Origin of the sequence: Sodalis-like secondary symbiont of Drepanosiphum platanoidis (genome assembly GCF_964059955.1) — a bacterium.
Lineage (GTDB): Bacteria > Pseudomonadota > Gammaproteobacteria > Enterobacterales > Enterobacteriaceae.
The window spans coordinates 395528-413973 of sequence record NZ_OZ060924.1 but is presented as its reverse complement, the minus strand read 5'-3'; the positions used below and the strand labels follow the sequence as shown (position 1 = coordinate 413973).

Below are 18446 nucleotides of genomic sequence, written 5' to 3'. Positions count from 1 at the left end.
TAAAAATTTTATTAAATATAATAAATCTAATTAATTAAAATATATGGTCATATAATGAAATCTTTAAAAATTATTTTTTTATTATTAATACTTTATTCTCAAAATATTTTTTCACAAGAAAAAATTTTAAATAAAATTGTTGCAATTGTAAATAATAATATTATTTTAAAAAGTGATGTTTATTTAACATATTTTTTAATGAAATTAAATAAAAATAAATACATAAAAAAAAAAATAATTAATAAATCTTATATATATAAAAAAATTATTAATAAATTAATAATAGATACTTTAATTTTAGAACAATCTTTTAAAAAAAAAATATTTATTAATAAAAAAGAAATTAATTATTTTTTAAAAAAATTTATTAAAAATAATAATTTTACTAAAAATACATTAAAAAAATATTTAATAAATTTAAATATTAATTATAAAGATTTTATTGAAAAAATTAAAAAAGAAATATTAATTTTTAAATTAAAAAATAAAGAAATTTTAAATAGAATTAATATTCTTCCAGAAGAAATAAAAACATTAACTAATAATATTATTAATAAAAAAAAAATTAATGAATATAAAATTAGTCATATTTTAATTCCATTAAAAGAAACAGATAATTCTTATAAAATAAATAAATTAAAAATTTTATCTAATTTATTTTTTATAGAAAGTAAAAAAAATATTAAATTTAAAAAATTAATTAATATTTTTTCTACAAAAAAAAGAAAAATTATTTTAGAAAAAATAGGATGGATTAATTATAATGATCTTCCTAAGATATTTCATTATTATTTAAAAAATACTAAAAAAAATACAATAATTGGACCAATTCGTTCAAATGCTGGTTTTCATATTTTAAAAATTCATGATATATATTGTAATAATGAAAAAAAAATAGTTACTAAAATTAATTTATATCATATGAGTTTCAATTTTCATTCAAATTTTTTTTGTAAAAATAAATATTTTAATTCATTAAAATTAATACAAAAAATTAAAAATAATGATTTATTATATAATAATTTTATTTTTAAGAAAAAAAAAATAATTAATAATAATTTAAATAAAAAAAATAATAAAAATATAATTAATTATAATTTTTTAAAAAAAATTATTAACCTTAAACAAGGAGAAATTAGTCCATTTTTTTATTTAAATAAAAAATGGAATTGTATTAAAATTTTAAATATAAATGAAATATATAATACAAAAAAAATTGATCAAATATCTTATAATAAATTATTAAATTATAAATTTAAAATTGAATTAAAAAAATGGATAAATGAAATTAAATCAAATGCTTATATAAAAATTATATATAATAAATTTTAAAATAAATTATATCTTACATTTTTATATAAAATTTTTTAATAAATATTAATTTAAATAAAAATAAAAAATTAAATATATTTAATAATAAAATATTTATATAAAAAAATAAATTTAATTAATTTTAAATTAAATAAAATTATATATAATAATTTATAAACAAAAATTTTAATTAAAAATATTATTAATACTTAAAATGAATAAATATATTTATAAAAATTATAAAGTAAAAAAATTTTTTGGACAAAATTTTTTAATAGATAAAAAATTAATTAATTCTATTATTTCAATTATTAATCCTAAATTAAATCAAAATATTATAGAAATAGGTCCTGGCTTTGGTTCTTTAACATATCCAATTTTAAAAAAAAATAATAATTTAACTGTTATTGAAATTGATAAAAATTTATCTTCTTATTTATTATTAAATAATATTTTAAAAAAAAATATAAATATTATTGAATCAGATGCTAGAAAAATAAATTTATCTAAATTATGTAATAATAAAAAAAAATCATTAAGAATAATTGGAAATCTTCCATATAATATTTCAATTCAATTATTATTTCATTTATTTAAATATATCGAATATATTGATGATATGTATTTAATGTTTCAAAAAGAAGTAGCTAATCGTTTAACCGGAAAAATAAATAATAAATCTTATGGAAAATTAAGTATTATGGCACAATATAAATGTTATATTAAATCAGTATTAGATATACCTTCTATTGCTTTTCGTCCAATTCCTAAAGTAAATTCTTCATTAGTTTATTTTTTACCTTATAAAAAACCAAAATATTTTATTTATTGTAAAAAAACTTTAAATAATATTGTATTTTCAGCATTTAATCAGAGAAGAAAAACTATAAAAAAAAGTTTAAAAAATTTTTTTAAAATTAAAGAATTTAAAATATTAGGTATAAATGAAAAATTACGAGCTGAAAATATTACTTTAAAACAATATTGTAGTTTATCTAATTTTTATACAAAAAATATTCTTAAAAAATATAAATAAAAATATAAATATAAAAATTATTAAAAATTTATAAAAATTAAAAATTAAATTTTAATATTATATATATTTTATGAAAATTTAATTAAATATTAAAATAATTTTTTATATATTTTAATATTTTAATAAAAATTTAATTAAATTTAAAAAAATATTATATTTTATTAATTTTAATAAATTAAAGCTTAATACATTAATTAATATTTAAATTTTAAATATAAATTAATTATTAAAATTTTTAATTATATTTTTATATATAATTTATTTAAGATAAAAATATATTTATTAAAATTTTTTATATTTAAATTTTTATTAAAAATAAATTAAAATAATTATTTTTATATAAAAATTAATTTAATTATAAATTTTAATAAAATTTTATTAATCATCTAAAAAACTCTTTAAAACCTCTGAACGACTTGGATGTCTTAATTTTCTTAAAGCTTTTGCTTCAATTTGTCTTATTCTTTCACGTGTAACATCAAATTGTTTTCCAACTTCTTCTAAAGTATGATCTGTATTCATATCTATTCCAAATCTCATTCTTAAAACTTTAGCTTCACGATCTGTTAATCCTGATAAAATATCATTAGTGGCTGATTTTAAACTATCAGATGTTGCTGATTCTAATGGTAATTCTAATGAAGTATCTTCTATAAAATCACCTAAATGTGAATCATCATCTTCTCCTATAGGAGTTTCCATAGAAATAGGTTCTTTAGATATTTTTAAAACTTTTCTAATTTTTTCTTCAGGTATTAACATTCTTTCTGATAATTCTTCTGGTGTTGGCTCTCTTCCCATTTCTTGTAACATTTGTCTAGATATTCTATTTAATTTATTAATTGTTTCAATCATATGTACAGGAATTCTTATAGTTCTTGCTTGATCAGCTATAGATCTTGTTATAGCTTGACGAATCCACCATGTTGCATATGTAGAAAATTTATATCCACGACGATATTCAAATTTATCTACCGCTTTCATTAATCCAATGTTACCTTCTTGTATTAAATCTAAAAATTGTAAACCACGATTTGTATATTTTTTAGCAATAGAAATAACTAATCTTAAATTTGCTTCTACCATTTCTTTTTTAGCTCTTCTAGCTTTTGCTTCTCCTATAGACATTCTTCTATTAATATCTTTAACTTGTTTAAGAGTTAATCCTGTTTCTTTTTCTATCTTACGTAATTTATTTAAACTTTTAAAAATTTCATTATTTAATTTATAAAGATTTTTAGACCAAGATTTTTTCATAGAAACAGCAGTATAAAACCAAGATTTATTTGTTTCATTTCCATAAAATAAAGAAATAAAATTTTTTTTAGGCATTTTACTTACTTCTATACAAAGTTTCATTATTATTCTTTCTTGAATTCTTATTTTTTTTATAATGTATCTCATTTGATAAACTAAAAAATTAAATTGTTTTGGAACTAATTTAAATTGATTAAAAATATTAGATAAATTTTTTATTTTTTTTATTGAATTTTTATTAAATTTATATTTTTTTTTTGAAAAATTATAATTAATTTTATATTGTTTTTTTAATTCTATAAATTTTATTCTAGCAAATTCAGGATCTATTTTATTATCTTCATCAGAATGCGTATTATTTTCATCTTCATCAGAAATTTCTATCTCAGATATTTCTGATCCAATATGTGTAACAGGAGGTATTTCTTTTATATTAGGATCAATAAATCCACTAATTAATTCTGATAACCTTACTTCACCAGATTGTACCTTATCATATTGATCTAATAAATATATAATAGATTTAGGATATTCTGAAACAGAAGATTGAACCTCATTAATTCCATCTTCAATTCTCTTAGCTATATTTATTTCTCCTTCTCTTGTTAATAATTCTACTGTCCCCATTTCTCTCATATACATTCTTATTGGATCTGTAGTTCTTCCTATTTCTGATTCTACACTAGATAAAACTTGAGCTGCATCTTCCACATCATCTTCATCAGTTTCAGAATTATTAGTTGATGATAATAATATTTCATCAACATTAGGAGTTTCTTCCATAACTTGAATACCCATATCATTTATCATTTGAATAATATTTTTAATTTGATTAGAATCAATAATATCTTTTGGTAAATAATCATGAATCTCTGCAAAAGTTAAATATCCTTGATCTTTACCTTTTTTAACAAGTAATTTTAGTTGTGATTTTGAATTTTTCTCCATAAAACAATCCTATTATTTATATAAATTTAAAATTAATAATAAATTTTTATTTATTAAAAATAATTTTTATTATTTTTATATTTTATATGAAATATATTTATACTTTTATATAAATTATAATTTAATTATTTATTAGCAAGAAATTTATTTAATGACCATAATTCTTTTTTTTCATTAAAATTTAATCCACGTATTTTTTCTAATGATAATAACATTTCTTGTCTATCTATTAATAAAGAATTTTTTAATTTTTTTAAAGAATCTAAAAATATTTTTTTAGTTACATTTTCAGAAATCATATTATTAGATAATAATATTTTTTTAATTTTTTTATAACAAATATTATTTCTAAATATTTCTAATATTAAACCAGTTGTAATATTTGGATTAATTTTAATTAAATTAATTAATTTTATAAAAAATTTTACTCCTGGTGTTTTTGAAAAATAAAATTTATTTGTTTTTTTAATATATATATGTAATTTAGGATTTTGTATTAATAATCCAATTAATATACGCATAGTAGTATTTTTTATACTATTATTTATAATAGATAATTTAAATGAAGATCGTATAGGAAAAAATTTCTCTAGCTCAAATTCATTTAAAAAACCTAAAATATTAGCTAATTTTTTTCTTATATGTAATTTTAAATTATTTCCTGGTATTTTTTGAATCAAAGGAAGTGTAAGAGAAATAAATTTAACATGATCTTCTATATTAGTTAATTTAATTTTGTATAAAAATTTTTCAAATAAAAATTTTGAAAAAGGTTTAGCATTATTAATTAATTTTTCAAATTTTTTAAATCCTATTTTACGAATTAATGTATCTGGATCTTCTTTATTAGGTAAAAAAATAAATTTTAATTGATATCCATCCTTTAAATATATTAATGATTTTTTTAATAAATTCCATGCAGCTTTTTTTCCAGAATCATCTCCATCATAACAACATATTACATTATCAGTAAATCTATATAATATTTGAATATGATTTGAATTAATAGAAGTTCCAAGAGATGAAACTGCATAATTAATATTATATTGAGCTAAAGAAATAACATCAAAATATCCTTCAACTAATAATAATTTTTCTATTTTAATTTTATTTTTTTTTGCTTCATATAATCCATATAATTCTTTTCTTTTACTAAAAATTTTAGTTTCTGGAGAATTTATATATTTTGGAAAAATATCATTAATTGAACGAGCTCCAAAAGCAATAATATTTCCATATTGATTTTTAATAGGAATCATTATTCTTTCTCTAAATCTATCATATTTTATTCCATTTTTAGAATAAACAATCATTCCTGTATCATATAATAATTTATTATTTTTTTCTGAATTACCAAATTTGTTACTAATACTTTTCCATTCATTAGAAGAAAATCCAATATTAAAATATGATATAATAGATTTACTAAATCCTCTATTTTTAAGATATTTTAAAGCTAAAAATGAACTTTTTTTTTGTAAATTTTTTTGATAAAAATTATTAATTTTTTTTAAAAAAGAATATAAATAATAAACATTAAAATACTTATCTTTAATAAATTCTTTATTTTTTATGGTAAAAATATTAATATTATTAATTTCAGATAATTCTCTAATAGATTCAATAAAAGAATATTTATCATAATTAATTAAAAAATCAATCACATTTCCATAAATTCCACATCCAAAACAATAAAAAAATTGTTTTTCATAACTAACTGTAAAAGAAGGTGTTTTTTCATTATGAAATGGACATAATGATATAAAATTTTTACCTTTTTGTATTAAATTAATACGTTTTTTAATTAACTCAACAATATTAGTATGTTTAACTAATGTATTAATTAATTCTCGAGGAATTTTTTCAATCATAAAATATTTTACATAAAATATATAAATGTTTTTTATTAGAATTATTAATAATTTTTATTAATAATTTATTTAATAAATAAATTATTAATAAATTTATTATATATTATATATTAATAAATTAATAAATTAATAAAAATTTATTATATTTTATTTTTAATAAAATTTAGTTTTTTTCATATTATTTCTATCCATTTTTTTTATATGACGTTTTATTGCAGAGGCTTTAGCACGTTTTCTAGCAGTAGTTGGTTTTTCATAAAATTCTCTCCTTCTTACTTCTGATAAAATTCCTGCTTTTTCACAAGATCTTTTAAATCTACGTAATGCTACATCAAATGGTTCATTATCTCTTACTTTTATAATTGGCATATATTTCTATAACCTTTTAAATGTATTTTTTAAAAAAAATAAACATAAAGTATTTATATAAAATTTATAAAAATTAATAAAATAGATTATTTTATACAAAAATTTTTTATATAAAATAATCATTTTATTATAAATAAATAATATATTTTAATAATTTTTTTATAAAAAAATATATTTTATATATTTTTATAATTTTTAGAAAGATATTTTTTTACACCTTCTATTGAAGCTTCCATTCCTTCTGAATTTTTTTCCCATTGTGCAGGACATACTTTTTTATTTTTTTCATGAAATTTAAGTGCATCAATTATTCTAATTATTTCATTAACATTTCTTCCAATAGGTAAATCATTTATTGATTGATGTCTAATAATATTTTTTTTATCAATTATAAATGATCCTCTAAGTGCTATACCTAATTTTGGATGTGCAATTCCATAAGAATTAATAATTTCATGTTTAATATCAGATACCATTGGAAAAAATATTTTTCCTATACCACCATTTTTTATAGATGTTGATTTCCATGCATTATGAACAAAAACAGAATCACAAGAAATTCCTACTATTTTAATATTTCTATTTTTAAAATCTAAATAACGATTATTAAAAGCTATTATTTCTGATGGACATACAAATGTAAAATCCATTGGCCAAAAAAAAATAATTGCATATTTATTTTTTATATAATTTTTAAGATTAAAATCTTCTATTATTTTTCCATTATTTAATATAGCAGAAGATGTAAAATCAGGGGCATTTTTTGTAACTAAAATCATTTTCTCTCCTAAATATTTATTTTTTTAAAAAAATTTAAATAAATTAAAATTTAAATTAAATATAAACTTATATTTTTTTATAAATTTTTAATAATTTTAATAAAACTTAAATAATTTAATTTTTAATTTTAATTAAATTTAATAAATTATTTAACTAAAATATTTTTTTTTAAATTTTTAAAAATTTAATTTTTTATTTTATTATTTAAATAATTTATTTATAATTAATAATATAATATATATAAAAATAATTAATATTTTAAATAAATATTTTTATATTAATAAAAAATATTAATTTATAAAAAAAATTTTTATTAATAATTTTATTAATAAAATTATTAATAAAAATTTTTTATAATTTATTTAAAATAAATAATATTTTATAAAAAATTTAAAAAAAATATATTAAACTTATATGTTTATTTAATAAAAAATTATTATAAATAAATATAATAAATAATTTTTTAATTTAGTTAAATTTTTGAGAATTGAAAAAAAATTATAAATTTTTTTAAATATTTTTTTAAAAAAATATTATAATAATTAATATTTATATTTTTTAATTTTTGTAAAAAAATAAATTTTATAGAAAAGAAATAATTATTTATATATATAAAAAATATTAAATAATTTAATTATATAAAAAATATTTATAAATTATTTTTAATATATAAAAAATATATGTACCAATTTAATATTAAAATATATATATTTTAATATTAATTTTTTATGAATTTTTAAAAAAATATATTTATTTAAATTAAATAAATGGCTTTACCAGTATATTTTACACATGCATCATTTTGCTACGGCTGCTTTCTTCCGAACCTGACCGGATTTACAAATTATCATTGTTTAATAATACTGGTATTGCCTATTAAACATTTATTAATTTTAATAAATATTTGTATTAAAATATTTTATATATTTTTTAAATATAAATATATATTAAAATTATATTATATATTATAAATATAATTATAACATAATTTATATAAATTAAAAAAAAATATTAAAAATATTTTAATATTTTTTATTATTTATATTTTAATTAAAAATTTTTAAATTATAAATAATTTTATTTTTTAGATTTAACTGATTCTATTAATCTTTGTAATCCAACTACTTTTTCATTATCTGATGTACGAATTAACGTTACTCCATGAGTATTTCTTCCTATAATACTTACTTCTGAAACTCTAGTTCTTACTAAAGTACCAGCATCTGTAATCATCATAATTTGATCATATTTATTAACTTGTACTGCTCCAACAACTTTACCATTACGTTTAGTAACTTTAATAGAAATTACTCCTTGAGTTGCTCTAGATTTTATTGGATATTCTTTCTTCATAGTTTGTTTTCCATATCCATATTGTGTAACAGTAAGTATTGGTCCTTCACTATGTGGTATTATTAAAGAAATTACTTTATCTCCTTTTAATAAATTAATTCCTATAACTCCTGTAGCAACTCTTCCCATACTTCTTACTTGATTTTCTGGAAAAAGAACAACTTTTCCATAAGATGAAAATAACATAACTTCATTTTTTCCATTTACTAAATCTATTCCTATTAATTCATCACCTTTTTTTAAATGAATAGCAATAATTCCAGCATTTCTTGGTCTACTAAATTCAGTTAAAGATGTTTTTTTTACAATACCACTTGATGTTGCCATAAATACATGCATATTGTTTTTTTTATATTTTCTAAGAGGTAAAATGGCAGTAATTCTTTCATTATTTTTTAATGGAATTAAATTAACAATTGGTTTTCCTCTAGATCCTCTACTAGCTTCTGGTAATTGATATACTTTCATCCAATAAACACGTCCACGACTTGAAAATAACAAAATTGTATCATGAGTATTTGCTACTAATAATCTATAAATAAAATCTTTTTCTTTAATACGAGCTGCTGATTTACCTTTTCCCCCTCTTCTTTGTGCTTCATAATCAATTAAAGGTTGATATTTTACATATCCTTGATAAGATAATGTTACAACAACATCTTCTTTATTAATTAAATCTTTTAAAGTTATATCTTTTATATCTGATGTTATTTTAGTAAGACGACAATCATAATATTCTTTTTTTATAATTTTTAATTCTTGACAAATTACTTCCATTAATAAATCTGAATTATTTAACAATTTATTATATTGTTTTATTTTATTTAATAGAATATTATATTCTTCTAATATTTTTTTATTTTCTAAATTTGTTAATCTTTGTAAACGTAAATCTAAAATAGATTTTATTTGATTTTCAGTAAAAGAATATAAATTATTTTTTTTATTAAATTTTCTTTTAAAATATGGAAATATTTTAAATAAATTATCTTTTTTATTAAAAATTTTTAATTTATTATTTATTAACCATTTTTTATTTTTTAATTTATTTTTTGCTTCTAATGTTGATGAAGAATTTTTAATTAAATTAATTATATAATCTATATTATATAATGCAATTGTTAGTGCTTCTAAAATATGTACTCTTTCACAAGTTTTTTTAAGATCAAATATAGTTCTTTTAGTAATTATTTCTTGTCTATGATTAATAAAAGAGGATATAATATCTTTTAAAGATAAAATTTTAGGTTGACCACGATATAAGGCTACCATATTAATCCCAAAAGATATTTGTAATTGAGTTAAAGAATAAAGATTATTCAATACTATTGATGATACTGAATCTCTTTTAATATCAATAACAATTCTCATTCCATCTTTATCAGATTCATCTCGTAATGCACTAATTCCTTCAAGTTTTCTTTCTTTAACTAATTCAGCTATTTTTTCTATTAATCTTGATTTATTAACTTGATATGGAATTTCTTTTATTATTATAGTTTCTTTTTTACTTTTTTTGTCTAATTTTATTTTTACTTTTGATTTTATATAAATTTTTCCTTTACCAGTACTATAAGCATCTTCTATCCCTTGTTTTCCATTAATAATTCCAGCTGTTGGAAAATCTGGACCAGGTATATATTTTATTAATTCTTTTATAGATATATCAGGATTTTTAATATATGCTAAACATCCGTTAATAATTTCTGTAAGATTATGTGGTGGTATATTTGTAGCCATTCCTACAGCTATTCCAGAAGATCCATTAATTAATAAATTTGGAATTCTAGTTGGCATAACATCTGGAATTATTTCTGTATTATCATAATTATAACTATATTTTACTGTATTTTTTTCTAAATCTTTTAATAACTCATGAGATATTTTAGACATACGAATTTCTGTATATCTCATAGCAGCTGCTGAATCTCCATCTATAGAACCAAAATTACCTTGTCCATTTATTAATGGATATCTTAATGAAAATGATTGAGCCATTCTAACAATAGAATCATAAACTGCATTATCACCATGAGGATGATATTTTCCAATAACATCTCCTACAATTCTAGCAGATTTTTTATATGGTTTATTATAAAAATTATTCATAATATTCATAGCAAATAATATTCTTCTATGAACAGGCTTTAATCCATCTCTAATATCTGGTAATGCTCTACCAATAATTACAGACATAGCATAATCTAAATAAGATCTTTTTAATTCTTTTTCAATACTTATTGGTACAATATTTTTAATTAAATCATTCATATAATGATTACTCTTATTTTAGAAAGACTTTAATTAAAATGAAATATTATAATAATATTTTTTTTAAAATTATTTAAATATATCATTTGTTAAATACTTAATAATTATTTTATATAATAAATAATTAATTAAATTAAAATATTTTTTATTTTATAAAAAATTAATAAATAATATTTATATTAGTTAAACTTGATAATATTTATTACAAATAGTATAATTATAAATAATTAAATTTTAACAAATATTTTATATTTAAAAATATTTTTTTAAAAAATTTAAAATAATAATTAAATATTATATAATTTTATTTTAAATAAATATTATCAAATATATCTAAATTTAAAAAAAAAATATTTAAAATTTTATATAAATTAAATAAAAATAAATATTTTTTTATTTTTTAATTTATTTAAAATATTTTTTTATAAAAAAATTATTTTTTTTAAATAATTTTTTTAAAATTTATAAAATTAATATTAAATATTTTAATATTTATTAAAATATTAAAAAATTTATAAAATAAATAATTATATATTATTATGAATATATAAAATTTTTATATTATTAAATAACTTTAAAAATATATTATTTATTATAAAATAACAAGAAAAATATATTAAAATTAATAATTTATTTATATTTTTAATTTTTTATTTTTTATAAAATTTTAAAAAAATATTATATTATTTTATTTTTAATAATTTTTATTATATTATTTAATTATTTTTAATAAAATTAAATAAAATTTTTTAGGAAATTTTTTAAAAAAATTAAAATATAAATTTTTATTAAAATTTTTAAATTTATATAAAAATTTTATAAAATATAAATAAATAATATTAAATATATAATAAAATATATTTTTATAAAAAAAATTTATTTATTATATATTAATTTTTAATTTTAATTTTTATTTTTTAATATTTTTATATATTTTTTAAAAAATATTATTTTAAATAAAAACAAATTTATTATTAAATATATAAATTTTAAAATTTATAGATATAAATAACTAAAAAATAATATTATTTTAAATTTTATTTTAATTAATAAATATGTTTTATAAAAAATATTTTTTAATATTATATATATTTATATAATAAATATATTAAAATTATTTCATATTATATATTTTTTTTATTAAATTTGATTTATAACGAGATGCTTTATTTTTATGTATTAAATTTTTTCTAGATTCTCTATCTAAATTTTTTTGAACAATTTTATATAATTTTTTTGCAATTTCTTTATCTCCTAATTTTATTGCTTTATATAATTTTTTTATAAAAGTTCGTATCATAGAACGATGACTAGCATTATGTTTTCTACGTTTTTCAGATTGTATATTATATTTTTTAGCTGATTTAATATTTGCCATTATTTTCTCCATTGTATATTAATATTTTTTAATATTTTAAAATAAAAAATTAAATTATAAAAATATATAAAAAATATTAAAATTTACTAAAATTTAATATTATTTATATATTAAATTTTTTTTAAAAAATTATATTAAATAATATAATAAATTATATATTGTATATAATAAAATTATAAAAATATATAAAAAATTATTTAATATTAATTTTAAATTAATAAATTTAAAATTAAAATAAATTATTATATTTTATATTTTTTTTTAAAATAATTTTAAAAATTTATATATTATTAATATATTTAAATATTTTTTAAAATATTAATAATATTAAAATTTAAAATTTTTAAAAAATTTAAAAATTTGATATTTAATATTTAAGATAATTTTATATATAAATATAAATAAAATTTATATATAATATTTATATTTAATTTTAAATATTGAGATATTAAATGAATAATTATAAAAATACTTTAAATTTACCAAATACAAATTTTTCTATGCGTGCTGATTTAATACATAAAGAACCAAAAATATTAAAACGTTGGTATAAAGATAATTTGTATAAATTAATTCGTATTGCTAAAAAAGAAAAAAAAATTTTTTTATTACATGATGGACCTCCATATGCAAATGGTTCTATACATATAGGACATGCTATTAATAAAATTTTAAAAGATTTTATTATTAAATCTAAAGGAATGATGGGATATAATGCACCATATATTCCAGGATGGGATTGTCATGGATTACCTATTGAATTAAAAGTAGAAAAAATTTTTGGAAAACCAAAAAATAAAATAAGTTCTAAAAATTTTCGTATTTTTTGTAGAAAATATGCACAAGAACAAATTGATAATCAAAAAAAAGATTTTATTCGATTAGGAGTATTAGGAGATTGGAAAAATCCGTATTTAACTATGGATTTTATTACAGAAGCTAATATTGCTCGTACTTTTGGAAAGATGATTAATAAAGGTTATATTTATAGAGGAAATAAACCTATACATTGGTGTACCTCTTGTTCTTCTTCTATTTCAGAAGCAGAAGTAGAATATTTAGATATTATTTCCAAATCTATTTATATAAAATTTTTAATTAAAAATTTTAATTCTATTAAAAATAATTTTTCTATAAAAAATTATATTAATAATCCAATATATTTTTTAATTTGGACTACAACACCTTGGACAATTCCTGCTAATCAAGCTATTGCTATTAATCCAAAAATTTTTTATAGATTAATTTTAATAGATAAAAATTATTTTATTATAGCTGATAAATTAGTTAATAAAATTATTAAAAAAATTTGTAAATTTTCTTATAAAAAATTTGGTATTATTATAGGAATTAAATTAAAAAAATTAATTATTAAACATCCTTTTATGAATTATAATGTACCAATTGTATTTGGAGAACATGTAAATTTTGATCAAGGAACTGGTGTAGTACATATTGCTCCAAGTCACGGTCCAGATGATTATATAATTGGAAAAAAATATAATTTAAAAATAGAAAATGTAATAGATAAATATGGTTTATATATTAAAGGAATAAATACTATTTTAGATAGTAAAAAAATATTTGAATCAAATAAAATAATAATAAATTTATTAATTAAAAATAATTCATTAGTTTTTATAAAAAAAATTAAACATAGTTATCCACATTGTTGGAGACATAGAATTCCTATTATTTTTCGTACAACTCCTCAATGGTTTGTTAATATAAAATCTAAAAATATTCAAGAACGTTTTTTAAAAAATATTAATAAAATTAATTGGATTCCTTCTTGGGGAAAAAATAATATTAAAAATATGATATTAACAAGACCAGATTGGTGTATTTCTAGACAAAGAACTTGGGGAGTACCATTATTAATTTTTATTCATAAAAAGACTTTTAAATTACATCCTAATACATTAAACATTATAGATAAAGTATGTAAAAAAATAGAAAAATTTGGTGTACAAGCATGGTGGGATTTAGATTCAAAAGACATTCTTGGAAAAGAACATATTTATTATAATAAAGTAGAAGATGTTTTAGATGTATGGTTTGATTCTGGATCTACTTCTATAACAGTAATTAAACAATTATTAGATATTAAAAATAAAACTTCTGATTTATATTTAGAAGGGTTAGATCAATATAGAGGATGGTTTATGTCTTCTCTTATAATATCTTCTGCTATTAAAAAACATAAACCTTGTAAAGAAATATTAACTCATGGATTTGCTATAGATAAAAATGGAAATAAAATGTCTAAATCTATAGGAAATATAATTAAACCTCAAGAAATAATTAAAAAATTTGGAAGTGATATAATAAGATTATGGGTTTCTCTTTCTGATTATAAAAATGAAATTTCAATATCAGAAGATAAATTACAATTTTCAATAAATTCATATAGAAAAATTAGAAATACTATAAGATTTTTTTTAGCAAATATTAATGATTTTGATCCAAAATTAAATATAATAAAATTTGAAAATATGATTATTTTAGATAAATGGGCTATAAGTTTAACTAAAATTGTACAAAAAAAAATAATTAATTTTTATAATGAATATAATTTTTTTAACGTTATTAAACGTATTATAAAATTTTGTTCAATTGAAATGGGATCATTTTATTTAGATATAATTAAAGATAGACAATATACTTTTTATCACAATAGTTTTGCAAGACGTAGTTGTCAAACAGCTTTATATCATATAATAGAAGCTTTAGTAAGATGGATATCTCCAATTTTATCATTTACAGCAGATGAAATATGGAATTTTTTACCTGGAAAACGTAAAAAATATATTTTTACAGAAGAATGGTATAACTTTTTATCATATCTTCCAGAAAATTATTCTATGAATCATAGTTTTTGGAAAATTATAATAAATATTAAAAATGAAGTAAATAAAATTATTGAAGATGCAAGAATTAATGGAATAATTAAATCTTCTCTAGAAGTAAATATTAAATTATTTGTTAAATTTGATTTAATGAAAAAATTAAAAAAAATAGAAAAAGAATTACCTTTTATATTATCAACATCTCAAGCTACTGTTAATAAATGGATTGATTCAGATAAAAAATCTTTATTATCTAAAAAAATAAAAGGATTAAAAATTTTATTAATAAAAGCATCTGGTAAAAAATGTCCAAGATGTTGGTATTATACAAAAAGTATAAAAAAAAATTTAAATATATGTAATAGATGTATTTCTAATATGAAATTTCCTGGTGAAAAACGTGAATTTGTTTAAAATAAAAATTTTTAAATATTTTAAAAATAAATATTATTTAAATTTAATATTAATTATAATATTTTTAGATTTTTTTTCTAAAAAAATAATTAAAAATTATTTAATTTATAGAAAAAATTTTTATGTTTCAAATTATTTTAATTTATTTTATACTTGTAATTATGGAATATCTTTTGGATATCTTAGTTATTTAGGAAAAAATATTCCATATATTTTAATTATAACTATAACAATAATATTATTTTTTTTAATAAAACAATTTTATTTTTTAAAAAATGTATCAATTTTTATTAAGATTGGATATTGTTTTATTATTGGAGGAACAATTTCAAATTTATTAGATAGAATTATAAATAAAAAAATTATTGATTTTATAGATTTTCATATAAATAAATATCATTATCCAACTTTTAATTTTGCAGATATTTTTATTTTACTTGGAACTTTATTAATAATAAAAAATTTTATTAAAAATATATAAAATTTTTATTAAAAAATAATTTTAATTTATTTAAAAATAAAAATATTTTATAAAAATTTAAAAATAAAAATTTTTAAAAAAATATTTATAATTATTAAAAATTTTTATAAATTAATGTTTAATATTAATTTAAATAAATATTTAATATAAAAATTAAAAAAAATATTAATTATTATTTATATATATAAAATTTTAATAAAATTTATATTTTATTATAAATATTTAAATAAATATATTATATATATATAATAAAAAATATTTTAATATATTAAAATTATTAAAATAATTTATATATAAATTTTAATTTAAATATTTGGGAATTAAATAAATGAGTTTATCATGTGGAATTATAGGATTACCTAACGTTGGAAAATCTACTATTTTTAAATTATTAACAAAATTACAAGTTGAAACAAAAAATTTTCCATTTTGTACAATTAAACCTAATATTGGAATATTACCAATAAAAGATATTCGTATAAATCAACTTTCTAATATTGTTCAAACAAAAAAAATTACTCCTAATACTATAAAAATTATTGATATTGCAGGATTAGTTAAAGGATCTCATAAAGGAGAAGGATTAGGAAATCAATTTCTTAATAATATTCGTGAAACTACAGCTATTATGCATGTAGTTAGATGTTTTAAAAATGAAAATATTACACATATTTATTCTTCTGTTAATCCTAATAGAGATATAGAAATAATAAATACAGAATTAATATTATCTGAAATAAAAATGTGCGAACGTATAATAAAATTATATAAAAATAAAAATATTAATGATTTTAAATTAAATTTTTTAAAAAAATGTTTAAATCATCTTAATAATTTTAAAATGCTTCGTTTTCTTAAAATGAATTTACAAGAAAAAAAATTTATCAATGAATTTAATTTTATTACTTTAAAACCTTTTATGTATATTGCTAATATTAATAAAGAAAAAAATAAAAATAATAAATATATTAATGAAGTTAAAAAAATAGCTAAAAAAGAAAATGCATATGTTGTTGAAATATATGCAAAAAATAAATCTAATTATAAAAAATTAATAAAAAATAAAAAAAATAATAAAAAAATTATTTTAAATAAATCTTTAACAAATATAGAAAAAATAATTAATTTTGGATTTAAATTATTAAAATTACAAACTTTTTTTACAGTAGGTTCAAAAGAAATTAAAGCTTGGTCTTTACCAATCGGATCTTCTATATTAGAAGCTTCTAAAAAAATTCATACTGATATTGCTAAAGGATTTATAAAAGCTGAAGTTATATCTTTTAAAGATTTTATTAATTATAATGGATATAAGCAATCTAAAAAATTTAATAAAGTTAGATATGAAGGAAAAAATTATTTAGTAAAAGATGGAGATATAATAAATATATTATTTAATAATTAATAATTTTTTATATATATAAAATATTTAATATTTATTTTAAAAATATTAAAATTAAATTAATTTTTTATTAATTTTTTAATAAATTTATAAAAAATTTTTTTATATAAATAATTTAAATTATTTAAAATTATTATTTTAATAATTTTATAAATAATTAAAAAAATTTTTTATATATTTTAATAAAATTTCTTGAAAAATTTTATAAAAAATATATAATATTTATATAAATTTTATTTTAAATTAATTTAAATTTTTATAATTTTTTAAAAATAAAATTTCTTAAAAAAATAATAAGTCCCCTTCGTCTAGCGGACTAGGACACTGCCCTTTCACGGCAGCAACAGGGGTTCAAATCCCCTAGGGGACATTAAATTTTTATAAAATATTTAATTTTTTATTTTAATATAAATAATATAATTTAATTTTTAATTAATTAAAATTTTTATATATAAAATATATATATTTTATTAAAATTTTATATATATTTATGTATTCAAATTTTATTTATAAAATTTTAAATAAAATTTAAAATAATAAAAATTAAATTTAATTAAATAATTTTTAATTTAAATATTAATTATTTTTTTATATATAAAAGATTTTTATATTTTTAAATAAAATATATTTCATATCCTATTATTAATTTACCTAAATTAACAAATCTAAACTATTTAATAAATATTAAAAATTTTTTTTTAATTATCTATTTTAAAAAAAATAAAT

Annotated in this window: 11 protein-coding genes, 1 tRNA gene and 1 other RNA gene; 6 read left to right on the top strand and 7 right to left on the bottom strand. The window is 15.3% G+C overall.

From position 1 onward, the window contains the following. The first annotated feature begins 54 nt into the window (after window positions 1-54). Complete coding sequence (locus tag AB4W47_RS01760; protein WP_367670557.1) at window positions 55-1332, top strand: peptidylprolyl isomerase; 1278 nt, start codon at window positions 55-57, stop codon at window positions 1330-1332. Between the two features lie 193 nt (window positions 1333-1525). Next, window positions 1526-2347, top strand: coding sequence for a 16S rRNA (adenine(1518)-N(6)/adenine(1519)-N(6))-dimethyltransferase RsmA (gene rsmA, locus AB4W47_RS01755; protein ID WP_367670556.1), 822 nt, complete (start codon window positions 1526-1528; stop codon window positions 2345-2347). Window positions 2348-2725: 378 nt separating this feature from the next. Here the strand turns inward: rsmA and rpoD are convergent, their stop codons facing one another. The 7 genes from rpoD to rpsT form a co-directional block, all read right to left on the bottom strand. After that, window positions 2726-4552: an RNA polymerase sigma factor RpoD gene (gene rpoD / locus AB4W47_RS01750; RefSeq protein WP_367670555.1), complete on the bottom strand. Its 1827-nt coding sequence runs from the start codon at window positions 4550-4552 to the stop codon at window positions 2726-2728. Between the two features lie 125 nt (window positions 4553-4677). Continuing rightward, window positions 4678-6423: a DNA primase gene (gene dnaG, locus AB4W47_RS01745; protein ID WP_367670554.1), complete on the bottom strand. Its 1746-nt coding sequence runs from the start codon at window positions 6421-6423 to the stop codon at window positions 4678-4680. Between the two features lie 153 nt (window positions 6424-6576). Beyond that, complete coding sequence (gene rpsU / locus AB4W47_RS01740) at window positions 6577-6792, bottom strand: 30S ribosomal protein S21 (RefSeq protein ID WP_367670553.1); 216 nt, start codon at window positions 6790-6792, stop codon at window positions 6577-6579. A gap of 176 nt (window positions 6793-6968) precedes the next feature. Then, window positions 6969-7571, bottom strand: a complete 603-nt coding sequence (locus AB4W47_RS01735) for a peroxiredoxin (protein ID WP_367670552.1) — start codon at window positions 7569-7571, stop codon at window positions 6969-6971. A 778-nt stretch (window positions 7572-8349) separates the two neighbouring features. Next, window positions 8350-8434: signal recognition particle sRNA small type (gene ffs / locus AB4W47_RS01730), an RNA gene on the bottom strand. A 215-nt stretch (window positions 8435-8649) separates the two neighbouring features. Then, on the bottom strand, window positions 8650-11196 hold the full coding sequence (gyrA, locus tag AB4W47_RS01725; protein ID WP_367670551.1) for a DNA topoisomerase (ATP-hydrolyzing) subunit A: 2547 nt from the start codon (window positions 11194-11196) through the stop codon (window positions 8650-8652). A 1114-nt stretch (window positions 11197-12310) separates the two neighbouring features. Further along, entirely contained in the window at window positions 12311-12574 is a 264-nt protein-coding gene (rpsT, locus tag AB4W47_RS01720) for a 30S ribosomal protein S20 (RefSeq protein ID WP_367670550.1), read from the bottom strand. Window positions 12575-13026: 452 nt separating this feature from the next. Here rpsT and ileS point away from each other — a divergent pair, with 452 nt between their 5' ends. From ileS to AB4W47_RS01700, 4 genes are all read left to right on the top strand, one after another. Beyond that, window positions 13027-15837 carry an isoleucine--tRNA ligase gene (gene ileS / locus AB4W47_RS01715; RefSeq protein WP_367670549.1) on the top strand — a complete coding sequence of 937 codons (2811 nt, stop codon included), beginning with the start codon at window positions 13027-13029 and terminating at the stop codon, window positions 15835-15837. Beyond that, window positions 15824-16318 carry a signal peptidase II gene (gene lspA / locus AB4W47_RS01710; protein ID WP_367670548.1) on the top strand — a complete coding sequence of 165 codons (495 nt, stop codon included), beginning with the start codon at window positions 15824-15826 and terminating at the stop codon, window positions 16316-16318. The genes ileS and lspA overlap by 14 nt, the downstream gene beginning before the upstream one ends. Before the next feature lie 328 nt (window positions 16319-16646). Beyond that, window positions 16647-17723 (top strand): redox-regulated ATPase YchF, encoded by a 1077-nt coding sequence (gene ychF / locus AB4W47_RS01705; RefSeq protein ID WP_367670547.1) that lies wholly within the window; start codon window positions 16647-16649, stop codon window positions 17721-17723. A 294-nt stretch (window positions 17724-18017) separates the two neighbouring features. Continuing rightward, a tRNA-Glu gene (locus AB4W47_RS01700) sits at window positions 18018-18090 on the top strand. Window positions 18091-18446 lie beyond the last annotated feature (356 nt).